This is a genomic window from Streptomyces sp. NPDC031274 (assembly GCF_055570235.1).
The window spans coordinates 331,652-346,393 of the sequence record NZ_JBVIHP010000006.1 but is presented as its reverse complement, the minus strand read 5'-3'; the positions used below and the strand labels follow the sequence as shown (position 1 = coordinate 346,393).

The 14,742-nt window shown below is 70.9% G+C and carries 17 protein-coding genes; 9 read left to right on the top strand and 8 right to left on the bottom strand.

Features of this window, described 5'->3' with window-relative positions:
• Positions 1-4: 4 nt before the first annotated feature.
• From ACZ5CR_RS13380 to ACZ5CR_RS13370, 3 genes are all read right to left on the bottom strand, one after another.
• Entirely contained in the window at positions 5-859 is an 855-nt protein-coding gene (locus ACZ5CR_RS13380; RefSeq protein WP_468856856.1) for a transglutaminase family protein, read from the bottom strand.
• A gap of 177 nt (positions 860-1,036) precedes the next feature.
• The gene (locus tag ACZ5CR_RS13375) at positions 1,037-1,873 is read right to left on the bottom strand and encodes a transglutaminase family protein (RefSeq protein ID WP_468856855.1); all 837 of its coding nucleotides are present in this window, start codon (positions 1,871-1,873) and stop codon (positions 1,037-1,039) included.
• Between the two features lie 40 nt (positions 1,874-1,913).
• The gene (locus ACZ5CR_RS13370) at positions 1,914-2,987 is read right to left on the bottom strand and encodes a GNAT family N-acetyltransferase (protein ID WP_468856853.1); all 1,074 of its coding nucleotides are present in this window, start codon (positions 2,985-2,987) and stop codon (positions 1,914-1,916) included.
• Positions 2,988-3,130: 143 nt separating this feature from the next.
• Here ACZ5CR_RS13370 and fdxA point away from each other — a divergent pair, with 143 nt between their 5' ends.
• Together fdxA and ACZ5CR_RS13360 are read left to right on the top strand one after the other, a co-directional pair.
• Positions 3,131-3,451 carry a ferredoxin gene (fdxA, locus tag ACZ5CR_RS13365; RefSeq protein ID WP_030573070.1) on the top strand — a complete coding sequence of 107 codons (321 nt, stop codon included), beginning with the start codon at positions 3,131-3,133 and terminating at the stop codon, positions 3,449-3,451.
• Between the two features lie 109 nt (positions 3,452-3,560).
• A complete protein-coding gene (locus ACZ5CR_RS13360; protein ID WP_468856851.1) occupies positions 3,561-4,664 on the top strand; it encodes a bifunctional succinyldiaminopimelate transaminase/glutamate-prephenate aminotransferase in 1,104 nt (367 codons plus the stop codon).
• A gap of 72 nt (positions 4,665-4,736) precedes the next feature.
• On the opposite strand, the gene ACZ5CR_RS13355 is transcribed toward ACZ5CR_RS13360, so the two are convergent.
• Both ACZ5CR_RS13355 and ACZ5CR_RS13350 read right to left on the bottom strand, forming a co-directional pair.
• Positions 4,737-5,207: an ATP-binding protein gene (locus ACZ5CR_RS13355; RefSeq protein ID WP_389903554.1), complete on the bottom strand. Its 471-nt coding sequence runs from the start codon at positions 5,205-5,207 to the stop codon at positions 4,737-4,739.
• A 303-nt stretch (positions 5,208-5,510) separates the two neighbouring features.
• Positions 5,511-6,443, bottom strand: coding sequence for a VldE C-terminal domain-containing protein (locus tag ACZ5CR_RS13350; protein ID WP_468856848.1), 933 nt, complete (start codon positions 6,441-6,443; stop codon positions 5,511-5,513).
• Between the two features lie 61 nt (positions 6,444-6,504).
• Between ACZ5CR_RS13350 and dapE the strand changes: the two genes are divergently transcribed.
• Together dapE and ACZ5CR_RS13340 are read left to right on the top strand one after the other, a co-directional pair.
• Positions 6,505-7,596, top strand: a complete 1,092-nt coding sequence (dapE, locus tag ACZ5CR_RS13345; protein WP_468856846.1) for a succinyl-diaminopimelate desuccinylase — start codon at positions 6,505-6,507, stop codon at positions 7,594-7,596.
• Between the two features lie 88 nt (positions 7,597-7,684).
• Positions 7,685-8,440 carry an LOG family protein gene (locus ACZ5CR_RS13340; protein ID WP_389903547.1) on the top strand — a complete coding sequence of 252 codons (756 nt, stop codon included), beginning with the start codon at positions 7,685-7,687 and terminating at the stop codon, positions 8,438-8,440.
• Positions 8,441-8,563: 123 nt separating this feature from the next.
• Here the strand turns inward: ACZ5CR_RS13340 and folP are convergent, their stop codons facing one another.
• A complete protein-coding gene (folP, locus tag ACZ5CR_RS13335) occupies positions 8,564-9,424 on the bottom strand; it encodes a dihydropteroate synthase (RefSeq protein WP_468856844.1) in 861 nt (286 codons plus the stop codon).
• A 123-nt stretch (positions 9,425-9,547) separates the two neighbouring features.
• Here folP and ACZ5CR_RS13330 point away from each other — a divergent pair, with 123 nt between their 5' ends.
• Complete coding sequence (locus ACZ5CR_RS13330; protein WP_468856843.1) at positions 9,548-9,958, top strand: DivIVA domain-containing protein; 411 nt, start codon at positions 9,548-9,550, stop codon at positions 9,956-9,958.
• Complete coding sequence (locus tag ACZ5CR_RS13325) at positions 9,955-10,545, top strand: DNA-3-methyladenine glycosylase I (protein ID WP_468856841.1); 591 nt, start codon at positions 9,955-9,957, stop codon at positions 10,543-10,545. The genes ACZ5CR_RS13330 and ACZ5CR_RS13325 overlap by 4 nt, the downstream gene beginning before the upstream one ends.
• Before the next feature lie 9 nt (positions 10,546-10,554).
• Here ACZ5CR_RS13325 and chcB read toward each other — a convergent pair whose 3' ends face one another.
• Positions 10,555-11,355 carry a 2-cyclohexenylcarbonyl CoA isomerase gene (gene chcB / locus ACZ5CR_RS13320; RefSeq protein WP_468856839.1) on the bottom strand — a complete coding sequence of 267 codons (801 nt, stop codon included), beginning with the start codon at positions 11,353-11,355 and terminating at the stop codon, positions 10,555-10,557.
• Between the two features lie 320 nt (positions 11,356-11,675).
• Here chcB and ACZ5CR_RS13315 point away from each other — a divergent pair, with 320 nt between their 5' ends.
• Positions 11,676-11,843 (top strand): DUF3117 domain-containing protein, encoded by a 168-nt coding sequence (locus ACZ5CR_RS13315; protein WP_003966491.1) that lies wholly within the window; start codon positions 11,676-11,678, stop codon positions 11,841-11,843.
• 162 nt (positions 11,844-12,005) lie between these two features.
• Here the strand turns inward: ACZ5CR_RS13315 and ACZ5CR_RS13310 are convergent, their stop codons facing one another.
• Positions 12,006-12,704, bottom strand: coding sequence for an O-methyltransferase (locus ACZ5CR_RS13310; RefSeq protein ID WP_389904411.1), 699 nt, complete (start codon positions 12,702-12,704; stop codon positions 12,006-12,008).
• 153 nt (positions 12,705-12,857) lie between these two features.
• On the opposite strand from ACZ5CR_RS13310, the gene sigE reads away from it, so the two are divergent.
• Positions 12,858-13,625, top strand: a complete 768-nt coding sequence (sigE, locus tag ACZ5CR_RS13305; RefSeq protein ID WP_344528354.1) for an RNA polymerase sigma factor SigE — start codon at positions 12,858-12,860, stop codon at positions 13,623-13,625.
• Positions 13,622-14,656 carry an anti-sigma factor family protein gene (locus tag ACZ5CR_RS13300; protein WP_468856836.1) on the top strand — a complete coding sequence of 345 codons (1,035 nt, stop codon included), beginning with the start codon at positions 13,622-13,624 and terminating at the stop codon, positions 14,654-14,656. Before sigE ends, ACZ5CR_RS13300 begins: the two co-directional genes overlap by 4 nt.
• Positions 14,657-14,742: the final 86 nt, after the last annotated feature.

Genomic DNA, 14,742 nt, shown 5'->3' with positions numbered 1-14,742 from the left:
TCCCTCAGTTCAGCATCGCCCGCGCACCATGCGCCTCCCGGCGCAGTCGCACCGCGGTCACCTCGTCGCTGGCGGCAAGGGCGTCGGCGTACGTCTCGATCTCCATGGCACCGGTCAGGAAGTCACCTCGCTGTACGAGGAGTTGGGCCCGCTCGTAGTGCAGTCGATCCAAGTGCGCGGGCAGCAGGAGGGAGAGTTCGACCGCCCAGAGCGCGACGTCCGAGCGCTCGGGGCGGGCCGCCGCCCACGCGCGGACGTTGTTGAGGACGCGCAGGACGATGTCGAGGGGCCCCGCGGGGCTCAGCATCGACGGCACGAGCGGCGCGCCCGTGGCGCCCGCCACCAGTAACTCCGCGTCCGGGTAGGGAAGTACGGGACCTCCGGCGAACGGATTGGCGAGGACCTGCTCGTCGCGCGCGCCGAAGCCGACCACGAAGTGGCCGGGCAGGGCCACCCCGTGGACGGGGACGCCCGCGCGCCGGGCCACCTCGATCCACACCACCGACAGGAGGATGGGCAGGCCTCTGCGCCTGCGCAGCACTTCGTGCAGCAGCAAGGAGCGAAGGTGCTGGTAGTCGCCGGGCCTGCCCTTGAACCCGTAGCGCGCGCCCAGGAGTTCGGACAGCGCGAGTGCCCAGGACAGGGGGCCGTCGGCCTGGTCCGGCGGTCGCTCGGCCAACCGCTTGGCGAGCTGGTCGGCGAGCCGGTCGAGGATGTGCCGCGCCGCGCGGATGCCGGCGTCGTCGAGATCCGGGTCCGCCTCCGCTCCGATCAACAGGCACAGCTGCGCGAGATCGGGCCGCGCGGACCGGGCCTGATCGGCGAAGAGGTATCGCCGCTCCGGGGATTGGGGGTGCATAGGTCCTTCGTGCCCTGCCCGGCCGATCGATAGCGCTCCGATCTACCTCGCGCTGTCGCCCCCGTCGGTCAGGGATACGTCCGGGCCCCTTTTTGAGGACCTTGTCGACCGCGTTGGCCCGCGGTGGAAGGCCCCGGCCTGGTCGACCGCTGCGGGCCTCTAGTCCGCCGCGGGTCTCTAGTTGAGCATCGCCCGGGCGGCCCGCGCCTGGTCCCGTACGCGGTCAGCGGTGGTCGGCTCCACCGCAGTCACCACGTCGGCGTACGTCTCCAGCTCTGCCGCGCCCGCGAGGAAGTCACCGCGCTGTACGAGGAGTTGGGCCCGCTCGTAACGCAGGCGAGCCGGGTGCGCGGGCAGCAGGAGGGAGAGTTCGACGGCCCAGAGCGCGACGTCCGAGCGCTCGGGGCGGGCCGCCGCCCACGCGCGGATGTTGTTGAGGATCCGCAGCACGATGTTCAGCGGATCGGTGGGCGTCAGCATCGAGGGGGACACCGTGCCGCCCGACGCCCCGGCGACGAGCTGCTCCGCGTCCTTGCCCGTCAGGAGCCGCCCGCCGGCGAACGGGTCGGTGAGCACCTGCTCGTCACGGGGGCCGAAGCCGACCACGAAGTGACCGGGCAGCGCGACGCCGTAGACGGGCGCGCCCGCCCGGCGCGCCACCTCGATCCACACCACCGAGAGCAGGATCGGCAGGCCGCGTCGGCGCCGCAGCACCTCGTGCAGGAGGGAGGACTCCAGGCGCTGGTAGTCGGCGGGCGTTCCCATGAACCCGCACCGAGCGCCGAGGAGCTCGGCGAGCGCCCCCGCCCACTCCCGTGCCCCACCAGGGCGGTAGGGCACCTGCCCGGCGAGCCGGTCAAGATCGATCTGCGCCGCGTCGATGCCGTCGTCACCGAGTTCGGGGTCCGCCTCCGCGCTCAGGAGGAGGCAGAGCAGGGACAGGTCGGGCCGCTCCGACCTGGCTTCCTCGGCGAAACGCCGCCGGGACGCGGCGGTTCTTGACTCCTCGTGCATGCGTGCCTCGTGCCTTACTTACCGAGCCGACCGGTAGAAGCTACCGAGCCGACGGGTATCGATAGTGGTGGTACGTGTGGTGCGCGGCGAAGCCAAGATTGCCGTACAGCGCCCGCGCACCCTCGTTGTCGTCCTCGACCTGGAGCCAGGCCGCCGAAGCGCCTTCGGCGAGCGCCTGCCGGGACAGTGCGGCCATCACCGCGGTCGCCAGTCCCTGCCTTCGGTGCGCCGGATCCACCTCGACCGCCATGAATCCCGCCCAGCGCCCGTCCACGACGCACCGCCCGATCGCCGCGGGCCCCTCGTCGAAAGAGGCCCCGGGCACGGAAGCGAACCACACCGAGGGGCCGCCCGCCAGCACCTCGAGCACATGAGGTCCCAGCACCTTGAACCGCTTGTAACGCCGCAGCCACGCCTCGTCGAAGGACCGCGAGAGGCGCACCCGTTCCACGGCCGCCTCGGGCAGGTCCGGATCGCCGAGCGGCGCGAGAGCACCGACATGGAGCTGCGCGCTCACCTCGCGCTCCCAGCCCCGCTCCTCGAGCTCCGCGCAGAGCAGCTCCTGGGTGCCTTCGGCGCCGGTCGCGGTCTGCACGTACGCGGGCAGCCCCCGCTCCTCATACCACTGGCGTACGTACGTAAGAGCCTCGTCCAGGGGCCGTCCCGGATCGCCCAGCGGCAGCACCGAGTTGGCCCGCCGGGTGAAGCCCACCCGTCGCCCGACCACCGCCCCTCCACGACGCGCTTCGCGCGGCCCCTCCTGAACTGCCGCCCGCAGCTCCCACTCGCCGAGCCGCTCGCTCTCGACGGGCTGCCAGGCGCGCGCGCAGACCCGGGCCAGTTCCGCGTAGGACGCCGCGGGGCCGCGCCTGCGGGCCGGGGCCGCGGGAACGACCTTGCCCGCCACCAGAGCGCTCTCCTCGAAGCTGACACGCTCACCGTCGCGTCGTGTGATCAGCACCACACCGTCGTTCCACGATGTGAGAACACCCACCGTGTCAGTGAACTTGATCCCCGGCCCAGTCCTTTGGTTCAGGCGGCGTACCGACACTCGTTTGCCCACGTCAGCAGGGGTGATGCGGACCTCAAGCCGTCCGCCCGCGGTGAATTCCACAGCTCTGTACGCCCCTCCTGTTCGGATCATGCCCGGGAACGGAGATACTAGAGGTGGGCATCGACGACGCCGCGCTCCCGCGCGCCAGGCGAGCGGAGCCTGAAGACGGCCCGCCAACGCCCGTATCGAGGAGGAACGACAGCGTGACCTACGTCATCGCGCAGCCTTGTGTCGACGTCAAGGACAAGGCGTGCATCGAGGAGTGCCCGGTCGACTGCATTTACGAGGGCTCCCGGTCCTTGTACATCCACCCGGACGAATGCGTCGACTGTGGAGCCTGTGAACCGGTCTGCCCGGTCGAGGCGATCTTCTACGAGGACGACACTCCTGAGGAGTGGAAGGACTACTACAAGGCGAACGTCGAGTTCTTCGACGAACTCGGATCGCCCGGTGGTGCCAGCAAGCTCGGCCTGATCGAGCGCGACCACGCCTTCATCGCCGCATTGCCGCCGCAGAACCAGTAACGGCTGCTTGAAGCGCCGCCCCGGTCCCGTACGGCACTGTCGCTGTACGGGGCCGAGGCATTTGCCCACCCACGGGCATTGCCCACCCACGCATTACGGGAGTCAGCACGTGTCCGTAGTCTCCGGTCTCTCCGGCCGCCTTCCCGCCTTCCCCTGGGACAAGCTCGAGCCGTACAAGGCCACGGCGGCCGCCCATCCCGGCGGCATCGTCGACCTGTCGGTGGGCACCCCGGTCGACCCGGTTCCGGAGCTGATCCAGAAAGCGCTGGTCGCGGCGGCGGACTCACCGGGGTATCCGACGGTCTGGGGCACGCCCGAGCTGCGTGACGCGATCACCGGCTGGTGCGAGCGGCGCCTGGGCGCGCGCGAGGTCACGCACCGCAACGTGCTGCCGATCGTGGGCTCCAAGGAACTGGTGGCCTGGCTCCCGACCCAGCTGGGCCTGGGCCCGGGTGACGTCGTGGCCTACCCGCGCCTGGCCTACCCGACGTACGAGGTCGGCGCCCGCCTCGCCCGCGCCGAGTACGTCGCCTACGACGACCCGACCGACCTCGACCCGACGGGCATCAAGCTCCTCTGGCTCAACTCGCCGTCGAACCCGACCGGTCGAGTCCTGTCCAAGGAAGAGCTGACCCGCACAGTCGCCTGGGCGCGCGAGCACGGGGTGCTCCTCGTGAGCGACGAGTGCTATCTGGAGCTCGGCTGGGAGGCGGAGCCGGTCTCGGTCCTCCACCCGGACGTGTGCGGTGGTTCGTACGAGGGAATCCTCGCCGTCCACTCGCTCTCCAAGCGGTCGAACCTCGCGGGCTACCGCGCGGCGTTCGTCGCCGGTGACGCGGACGTCCTTGGCGAACTGCTTCAGATCCGCAAGCACGGCGGCATGATGACGTCCGCCCCGACACAGGCGGCGGTCGTCGCGGCGCTCGGCGACGACCAGCACGTGCGCGAGCAGCGCGAGCGGTACCTGGCCCGGCGCACCGCCCTGCGCGACGCCCTGCTCCGGCACGGCTTCCGCATCGAGCACAGCGAGGCGAGCCTCTACCTCTGGGCGACCCGTGACGAGTCCTGCTGGGACACGGTCGGCCACCTCGCGGACCTCGGCATCCTCGTGGCCCCCGGTGACTTCTACGGCTCGGCGGGCGACCGCTTCGTACGCGTCGCGCTGACGGCGACGGACGAGCGCGTGGCCGCGGCGGTCGAGCGGCTCGCCTGAGGCGAGAGCGGGCGGCACGCGAGGAGGGCCCGGAGCCAGTGGCTCCGGGCCCTCCTCGCGTGTGCGTGACGGTCAGCCGAGCGGCAGGCTCTTGACCGGCAGCTGGTCGGTGGGCAGGCCGCCCTTGGTGAGCGAGTCGGTCGGCAGGCCCTCGCCGACGGCGTCGGTGGGCAGACCGTCCTTGGTGGCCGTGCCCGCGGTCTCACCGACCGTGTTGCCGGCGTTGCCCGCGAGGTCACCGGCGGCCTTCTGCGCCACGGGGGTCGTGGTCTTGGCGGTCGTGCCGACGACCCTGCCCGCGGTCGGGACACCCTTCTTCACGGCCTTGCTGCCGGTCTCACCCGCGAGACCGGTGCTGCTCTGGGCCGCGCCGTCGACGGTGTTGCCCAGGTTGGCACCGTCCAGGGCGGTCACACCGCCCAGGTCGGGGGTGGCCGGAAGTTCGGCGGCGCTTGCGGAGCCGGCCGCACCGACCACGGGAGCCGCCCCCGCTGCGATGAGCAGCGCGGCGCGGGCGATCCGACGGGTCAGGGGGAGGGACATGATGCTCCTTCAGACGGGAGAGAACGTTGGTGTGTCCGGCCGGATGGGGCCCGGCGCTTGGACGCAGTGACTACCGCTCGAAGCCCTCGAAGGTTGCGGTGGCCCAACGTAAAGAATTAGCAATGCATCGCATAATCAGCTGTGGATAAAAACGGGCAAAGGGACTGCGCCGTGCGAGCCTGCTGAATCGTTAATCCCCTTGGTCCGCAAGGGGTTTGGCATGTACGGGGAGGGGTGCGCGGAAGCCTGGGTGGCAGGTCGCCCGTGAGTGATCAGCGTGGCCCGATCGAGTGATCATCCGTACTACTGACCAAGGACAATTCGAACCGCGTTCGTGCCGGTCCCGGCCCCGCCGTGCCGCCCGCCCGCGCCCGTCTTGCCCGCCTTGCCCGGCATGCGCCATTCCTTGCCGGGGTTCGCGGCGCTCCATTCCCGGCCACCGTACGAGACGCGTTCGATGCCGAGCGTGGACGCCTGGGCCACCGCCCAGTGCGCGAGCTCCCAGCCCCGCTGCCCGGCTCCGCCCTCCGCGCTTCCCGCCATGGCGTCCACCGGCACGGTGACCGTGCCGCCGCGGCCCCTCGTGAGCGCCACGTCGCGGCCGAAGTCGCGGACCAGGGCGGCCCGCACCTTCGCCGGGTCGCCGGGCTCTGCGGCCGTGCGGCCCTCGCAGGTGAAGGTGGCGGGGGCGCGGCCGGCCAGTGCGGCGGTGAGCAGCACGGCGTCCGGCTCGTGCTTCGCGTACGCCTGGGGGAAGCCGCTGCGCTGCACGCGCTGGGCGGCGACGGTCAGGGGCAGGCGTGAGTAGCCGGGGATGTCCTTGAGATGGACGTAGAAACGCGCCGCCGAGTACGCCGGGTCCATGATCTGTTTCGCGTTGCCCCAGCCCTGCGAAGGCCGCTGCTGGAAGAGGCCGAGCGAGTCCCGGTCACCGTGGCTGACATTGCGGAGGCCGGACTCCTGCAGGGCCGTCGCGAGGGCGATCGTGACCGCGCGCTCCGTCATGCCGCGCGACGTGCCCACGGCGGCGACCGTCGCCGCGTTCTGCGCCTGGTCGGCGCCGAGTTCGAACGACGCCCCGTCGCCGTTGCCCGAGACGACCGTGCAGCGTGGAGCGGCCCTGCCCCCGAAGACGTACTGCACCACCACGTAACCCACGAGGGCGAGAAGGACCGCGACGGCCGCCCCGATACGCACGAGGCGACCGTGCCGGACGAGGGTGCGGGGCTCAGGCACGCGACCAAGGTACTGGAGGCCACGGGCAGGGCGAGGCCCTAGTGGCGTTAGGGTCGAAGCCATGGCCCAGACCTCACACGACACGCCGCTCGACCTCACCCTCGACGCCGCCGCGCTCACCGCCCAGCTGGTCGACTTCCCGTCGCCGAGCGGCGAGGAGAAAGCACTCGCGGACGCGATCGAGACCGCCCTGCGCGGCCTGCCGCACCTCACGGTGGACCGGCACGGCAACAACGTGGTGGCGCGCACGAACCTGGGCCGGGCCGAGCGCGTCATCCTCGCCGGGCACATCGACACGGTCCCGATCGCGGACAACGTGCCCTCGCGCCTGGACGAGGAAGGTGTCCTGTGGGGCTGCGGCACCTGCGACATGAAGTCGGGCGTCGCCATCCAGCTGCGCATCGCGCAGACCGTGACCGAGCCGAACCGCGACCTCACGTTCGTCTTCTACGACAACGAAGAGGTCGCCGCCCATCTCAACGGCCTCGGCCATGTCGCAGAGGCGCACCCCGACTGGCTCGCGGGCGACTTCGCGATCCTCCTGGAGCCGACGGACAACCAGGTCGAGGGCGGCTGCCAGGGCACGCTGCGGGTCCTCCTGAAGACGAAGGGCACGCGCGCGCACTCCGCGCGCGCGTGGATGGGCTCGAACGCCATCCACAAGGCCGCGCCGATCCTGGCGAAGCTCGCCGCGTACGAGGCGCGCACGCCGGTGGTCGACGGCCTCCGGTTCCACGAGGGCCTCAACGCCGTCAGCGTGGAGGGCGGCGTCGCGACCAACGTCATCCCCGACGAGTGCACCGTGGCCGTCAACTTCCGCTACGCGCCGGACCGCTCCGAGGACGAGGCACTCGCCTTCGTGCGCGACTACTTCGCCGACTGCGACATCGACGAGTTCATCGTCGACGACCACACCGGCGGGGCACGCCCCGGCCTCGACCACCCGGCAGCCGCGGCCTTCATGGCGGCGGTCGGCGGCGAGGCGAAGCCCAAGTTCGGCTGGACGGACGTCTCCCGCTTCAGCGCGCTCGGCGTGCCCGCCGTGAACTACAGCCCGGGCAACCCGCTGCTCGCCCACAAGATCGACGAGCGCGTGCAGGTCTCGCTGATCCCGGAGGCCGAGAAGCGGCTGAGCGCCTGGCTGACATCCTGAGTTCCCACAAGGATGCGTCGTCTGTAACGCCCTTGGACCTACGCTGAAGAGGCACGTCGAGCAAGACCGTCAGCGGAAGGGGACGTTCATGGGTAGTCCAGAGGGGCAGGGCCCGCCGGAGGAGCAGCACTTGGGGCCTGTGGTGCGGCGTCGTGAGCAGATCACCTCCGGCACGACCGACCAGCGGCTCCTCGACACGGACGCCGAGGGCGAGTCCGAGTGGGTGCACACCGACCCCTGGCGGGTCATGCGCATCCAGTCGGAGTTCGTGGAGGGCTTCGGCGCGCTCGCCGAACTCCCCAGCGCCATCAGCGTCTTCGGCTCGGCACGCACACCGGTCGACTCGCCCGAGTACGAAGCGGGCATCCGCATCGGCAAGGCCCTGGTCGACGCGGGCTTCGCCGTGATCACCGGGGGCGGCCCCGGTGCCATGGAGGCGGCCAACAAGGGCGCGCGCGAGGCCAAGGGCGTCTCCGTCGGCCTGGGCATCGAGCTGCCCTTCGAGCAGGGTCTCAACGAACACGTCGACATCGGCGTGAACTTCCGCTACTTCTTCGTACGGAAGACCATGTTCGTGAAGTACGCGCAGGGCTTCGTGGTCCTGCCCGGCGGCCTCGGCACCCTGGACGAGCTCTTCGAGGCCCTCACCCTCGTCCAGACCCGCAAGGTGACCCGCTTCCCGATCGTGCTCTTCGGCTCCGAGTACTGGGGCGGGCTCGTCGACTGGCTCCGCGACACGGTGATCGCGGGCGGCAAGGCGGCGGAGCGCGATCTGCACCTCTTCCACATCACTGACGACGTGGACGAGGCGGTCGCCCTGGTGACCAAGGAAGTCGGCCGGTAGGCAGCCGGTCCGGCCCCGCCGGGCGGCTTCCCGTCCGCACGCCCGGCGGTCGTTCCTCCGTCCTTGCGCCGGCCCTCGCCGCGCCACGTGTACTTACGCCAGTCCCGGCCGGGGCGCGTGCCCTTACGCCAGCCCTCGCCTGGCCACAGCCGGATCCCGGTGTCCGGCGATCGTCGCGACCATGTCGAGCACCTGCCGGGTCTCCGCGACCTCGTGCACCCGGTACACCTGCGCCCCGAGCCACGCCGACACCGCGGTCGTCGCCAGGGTCCCCAGGACGCGCTCCTTGACCGGCTTGTCGAGCGTCTCGCCGACGAAGTCCTTGTTGGACAGGGACACCAGGACGGGCCATCCGGTCCCGACCATCTCCCCGAGCCGCCGCGTCGCCTCAAGGGAGTGCCGCGTGTTCTTCCCGAAGTCGTGCCCGGGGTCGATCATCACGGACTCACGCGGCACCCCGAGCGCGACCGCGCGCTCGGCGAGGCCCAGGGTGACCGAGAGAATGTCGGCCATGACGTCCTCGTACGTCACCCGATGCGGTCGGGTCCGCGGCTCGGCGCCACCGGCGTGCGTGCACACCAGGCCCGCTCCGTGGCGCGCGGCCACCTCCGCGAGCCGGGGGTCGACCCCGCCCCACGCGTCGTTCAGGAGGTCGGCCCCCGCCTCGCAGACCGCCTCACCGACGTCGTGCCGCCACGTGTCGACGCTGATGACGACATCGGGGAAGCGCTTGCGCACCTCGGCGACGAAGCCGACCGTCCGCCGCGCCTCCTCGTCCGCCGTGACTTCCTCACCGGGACCGGCCTTGACCCCACCGATGTCGATGATGGCGGCGCCCTCCGACACCGCCTGCTCCACGCGGGCGAGCGCGGGTTCGTCGCGGAACGTGGCGCCCTGGTCGTAGAACGAGTCAGGGGTCCGGTTCACGATCGCCATGATCACCGGCTCGTGTGCGTCGAATTCACGCCTGCCAAGCCTGAGCATCCCCTGTGAGCCTCTCTGTCGGGGCCGTGGTCCGGCCGCCTGCGACCTTAACTGTCACAGGCGCATGGCACGATCAGACCCTGACAGTTTGAGCACGGCAGTCGAGCGTGGGGGCCTGAAGAGATGGTCTTGTTCTTGTTCCTGGTCGTCGCCCTCGTCGTGGTGGTCGGCGCGGTGACGCTTGCCGTGGTCGGCGGCGGGGAGCGCGCCGCGCTGCCCGACGTGCCGGCCGAGCGGTTCACCGACCCGCTGCCACCGGACCGCGCCCTGCGCCGCGCCGACGTGGAGGCACTGCGCTTCCCGCTGACCGTGCGCGGCTATCGCATGGTGGACGTCGACGACGCCCTCGGCCGCATCGCCGCCGAACTGGCCGAGCGCGACGCCCACATCGCGGAGCTTGAGGCGGCACTCGCAGGAGCCCAGGCCACCGCGGTCGGCGGACCCGGCCTCTTCCTCAAGACGCACGCCCCGGCGACGACGCCCCAGGGCCAGGAAACCCCGAAGGACGCTGTCGAAGAGGAGAACGGCCAGTGAGCGGCGACGCGGTGGCGGGACCGGACGGCAGACTGCGCTGCCCCTGGGGCCTCTCGACCGAGGACTACGTGGCGTACCACGACGAGGAGTGGGGCCGCCCGGTCCACGGGGACGACGCCCTGTACGAGCGGCTCTGCCTGGAGGCCTTCCAGTCGGGCCTCTCCTGGATCACGATCCTGCGCCGCCGCGAGGGCTTCCGTGCCGCCTTCGCCGGGTTCAAGATCGCCGAGGTCGCCCGGTTCACGGATGCCGACCGGGAGCGGCTCCTCGCCGACCCCGGCATCATCCGCAACCGCGCCAAGGTGGACGCGACTCTCGCCAACGCGCGCGTGCTCGTCGACTGGGCCGACGGCGAGCTCGACGAGCTCATCTGGTCGCACGCCCCGGACCCGGCATCGCGCAGGGCCCCGGCCGCCCTGGCCGACGTACCGGCCATCACGCCCGAGTCCACGGCCCTGTCCAAGGACCTGAAGAAGCGCGGCATCCGGTTCGTCGGCCCCACCACGGCGTACGCGCTGATGCAGGCCTGCGGTCTGGTCGACGACCACCTGGAGGACTGCGTGATCCGCGTCCCCCAGGGTCATTGACGACGGGCTCTAGCGGCCGAGGTACTTGGGCTTCGCCTTGTCCAGGAACGCCTGGACGGCGATCGCGTGGTCCTCGGACGCGCCCGCCTTCGCCTGGAGTTCGTCCTCCTTCTCCAGGGCCTCCTCCAGGGTGTGGCCCGCCGCGTAGGCGAGCGACTCCTTGAGGGCCCCGTACGCGAGGGTCGGGCCCTCGGCCAGGGTGCGGGCCAGCTTCTGGGCCTCGGCCGCCAACTCGGCCTCGGGGACGACCTTGTTGGCGATGCCCAGGTCGTACGCCTCCTGTGCGCCGATGTTGCGCGGGAACAGGAGGAGATCGGCGGCGCGGCCCGGCCCGATCACGCGCTGCAAGGTCCAGGAGACGCCCGAGTCGGCGGTCAGCGCGACCCCGGCGAAGGACGTGTTGAAACGCGCGGTGTCCGCGACGATCCGGTAATCGGCGGCGAGCGCGAAGCCGAAGCCCGCCCCGGCCGCGACGCCGTTGACGCCCGCGACGACCGGCTTGGCCATCCCGGTCAGCGCGCGCAGCACCGGGTTGTAGTGCTCCCGCACCGTGCTCATCGTCTGTCCGGTGCCCGAGGCGCGGTCCGCCATGAGCGATCCCACGTGCTCTTTCAGGTCCTGCCCCACACAGAAGGCGCGCCCGGTGGCGGTGAGCAGGACGGCGCGGACCTCCGGGTCCGACTCGGCCGACCGCGCCGCCTCCCGCAGGGCGACCTTGGCCTCGGTGTTCATCGCGTTCATCGCCTCGGGGCGGTTCAGCGTGATGGTCGCGAGCCCGTCGCTCACCTCGTAGAGCACGGTGTCGGCCATGGTGAATCCCCTCCAGTGGTCCTGCGCCGGTCATCTTTGTCCGAGCACAGCATGACGGAGGTCTTCGGGCTCCGGCATGAGGGGAGATATGTGACCTGCGTCAAAGAATTACTGGTCCAGCAGGTGTAAGGAGCGGCGCAGTATCGCAGCCACATCGCCGAATTGAGTGGTTTTGAGGGCGCGCGTTGCGCAAGCGATGCAGACCGATGTTGGTCATCGGGTCCTGCCATGCGGGATAATGGCGAGGAAGCAATATGTTCGATGCCGGTGACACCTGGGTTGTCGGCTGCGATGAGCTGGTTTCAGGAAGGGGAACGAGCATGGCGGCCATGAAGCCGCGAACGGGCGACGGCCCGCTCGAGGTGACCAAGGAGGGGCGGGGCATCGTCATGCGCGTTCCGCTCGAAGGCGGCGGACGACTTGTCGTCGAACTGACTCCGGACGAGGCCGATGCACTCGGCGACGCCCTGAAGAAGGTCGTCGGCTGACGCGGAAGCGCTCACACTCTTTCACTGCCCCGAGCACCTTCATGGTGCTCGGGGCAGTGCTATGTCCAGGGTGGTGGAGGGCCCCGAAGGGGCGCGGGGAACTGCGCGACCAGCCACGAAGCACCCGCGGAGAACGCTGCTCGCCCCCGCGGAGCGCTGCGCTCAGCGCTTGACGGCGCAGAGGAGCCCGTCGCCGACCGGGAGCAGCGCCGGCATCAGGTCGTGGCTCTCGCGCACGGTGCGAAGGAGTTCGCGGGTCCGGAGCACCTCGGCGGGCTGCGGACCGGAGTCCACCGTCCGGCCGTCGGCGAAGGCGCCCTCGAAGCAGACGAGGCCGCCGGGGCGCAGCAGGCGCAACGATTCAGCGAGGTAGTCCAGGTACTCCGTGCGGTCGCCGTCACAGAAGACGAGGTCGTAGCCACCGTCGGCGAGCCTGGGCAGTACGTCGAGTGCGCGGCCGGGGATGAACCGCGCGCGATTGCCGGCGAATCCGGCGGCGCGGAAGGCCTCCCGCGCGAACTGCTGGCGGTCGGGCTCGGGGTCGACGGTGGTCAGGACGCCGTCGGGCCGCATTCCGTGCAGCAGGTGGAGGCCGGACACGCCCGTGCCCGTCCCGATCTCGGCGACGGCCTTGGCGTCCGCCGTGGCGGCCAGCATGCGCAGCGCGGCGCCGGTACCGGGAGACACCGAGGGCAGCCCTGCTTCCTGGGCTCGGTCACGGGCCCAGCGCGCTGCTTCGTCCTCGGCGACAAAGGCGTCGGCGAACGCCCAGCTCGTCTGCCGGTTGCCGGTAATGGCCCTCTCCTGTCCCCGTGGGTGCCTGGCCGTGACTGTATCCGTTGGGGGCGGGAACCCGCAGATGGGACCGGGCGTTTAGTAGGGGTAGGCGGACGCCGGGGGTAACGAATGGATCAAGACTGGCTGCGGGCCCTTCGACCAGGCAGGACAGCTGGCAGGGAGCTCGTACCAAATTCCAGTAAAAACACTTATCCGGAGCTAACGGGCGAGGTGGTTATGGTAGGGGCTCCACTGGACACCACCAGAGCCGACAGGGGAGGTGCGGCTGCGTCTGCGGATCGGGGAGGAGCGTTGAGGCGCTTTCTCAGGTTGGCGGGTGAGCCGAAATCTGTGACCGACACCGCTGACCGATTCCACACTGCCAGCTCCGCTCAGACCGCGACCTTTGCCGCTGACGCGGAATCGCAGGCGTGGACTCCCCCCACCTGGGAGGAGATCGTCAGCACGCACAGCGGACGGGTCTATCGCCTGGCTTACCGCCTGACCGGCAATCAGCACGACGCCGAGGACCTTACACAAGAGGTCTTCGTCCGTGTCTTCCGGTCCCTGTCGACCTACACCCCCGGCACGTTCGAGGGCTGGCTGCACCGCATCACCACGAACCTCTTCCTGGACATGGTGCGCCGCAAGCAGCGCATCCGCTTCGACGCCCTCGGGGACGACGCGGCGGAGCGCCTTCCCAGCCGTGAGCCCTCGCCGCAGCAGGTCTTCAACGACACGCATTTCGACGCGGACGTGCAGCAGGCTCTCGACACCCTGGCTCCCGAGTTCCGTGCGGCAGTGGTCCTGTGTGACATCGAGGGCCTGTCGTACGAAGAGATCGCCGCGACCCTGGGCGTCAAGCTGGGCACGGTCCGCAGCCGTATCCACCGTGGCCGCTCGCAGTTGCGCAAGGCCCTTCAGCACCGGTCGCCCGAAGCCCGCGCCGAGCGTCGCTCGCTCGCAGGAGCCGTGGCGCTGGGAGGAGGGGGCGCGACCGCGTGAGTGGATCACGGTCGAATCCTGTCGAGCCGCGTCTGGCCGAGCAGCATCTGGGGGACCGACTCGCCGCCCTGGTGGACGGCGAGTTGGGCCATGACGCGCGTGAGCGGGTCCTCGCTCATCTCGCGACCTGTCCGAAGTGCAAGACCGAGGCCGACGCGCAGCGGCGGCTCAAGAGTGTCTTCGCCGAGGTGGCACCGCCGCCTCCCTCCGAGAGTTTCCTCGCCCGCCTCCAGGGCCTTCCCGGCGGTGGCAGCGAGCCTCCTTCCGGTCCCAGGCCTCCTGGGACCGGCGGCTTCGCCACGGCGGACACCGAGTCGGGGCTGCCCCCGACCGGAGTCTTCGGCGTGCGGCCCGACACCTTCGGTTACGCGCCCTCGGGTGCCCATGCCGCGGTGCTGCCGAGCGCGGGGCGCGGTTTCCGCATCCATGACGTCGACCGGCACGACGTCGGTCGTCACGAGGCAGCAGAGCGGTCGATGTGGCGCGGGCGGCGGTTCGCCTTCGCCGCCGCAGGTGCGGTGTCGCTGGCCGCGATAGCCCTTGGCGGCGTCACGACGGGCGTTCCCGCGGACCCGGGTGACTCGCGCGCGGGCTCGGGCAGCAGCAACAGCAACGCGTCGCCGCTGCGGTCGCAGGGTTCGGGTGCCACCACGGCTCCCGATTCCGTACGCCGCCGTGGCAGCGGCCCGCTGACCGCGCAGGGCCCGCGTCCCGGTGTCCTGGCGGCGCCGGTCGCGCCGACGCAGGCTGCCGGACCCCTGTTGCCCGGGGTGACGGCGAAGGGCCCGCGCATCCAGCAGCCCGAGCCCGTGTCCGCCAGGCATGAGGTCACGGCGCCGATGCTGACCGGGGCGGCGATCATGTCTCCCCTGATCCGTCCGATCCCTCCCGCCACACCGAAAGGCACGTCTCCCGCTGGTTCGGTGCCGACCCTGGGCGGCGTCGCTTCGGGCGCCGGGGCGGATCCGGAGCGCACCGCGGCGGCCTCGCCCCTCGAAGGCACGCTGCAGGGCACTTCGCAGATCCGCTGACGTGCTCTGCGCTTCGGCGCGGGAACCTGGTTGAATCCTTGGTGGGCCGTGCCTGCCCGAGGCTTGTGGCGGGCGCGGAGTTGAGC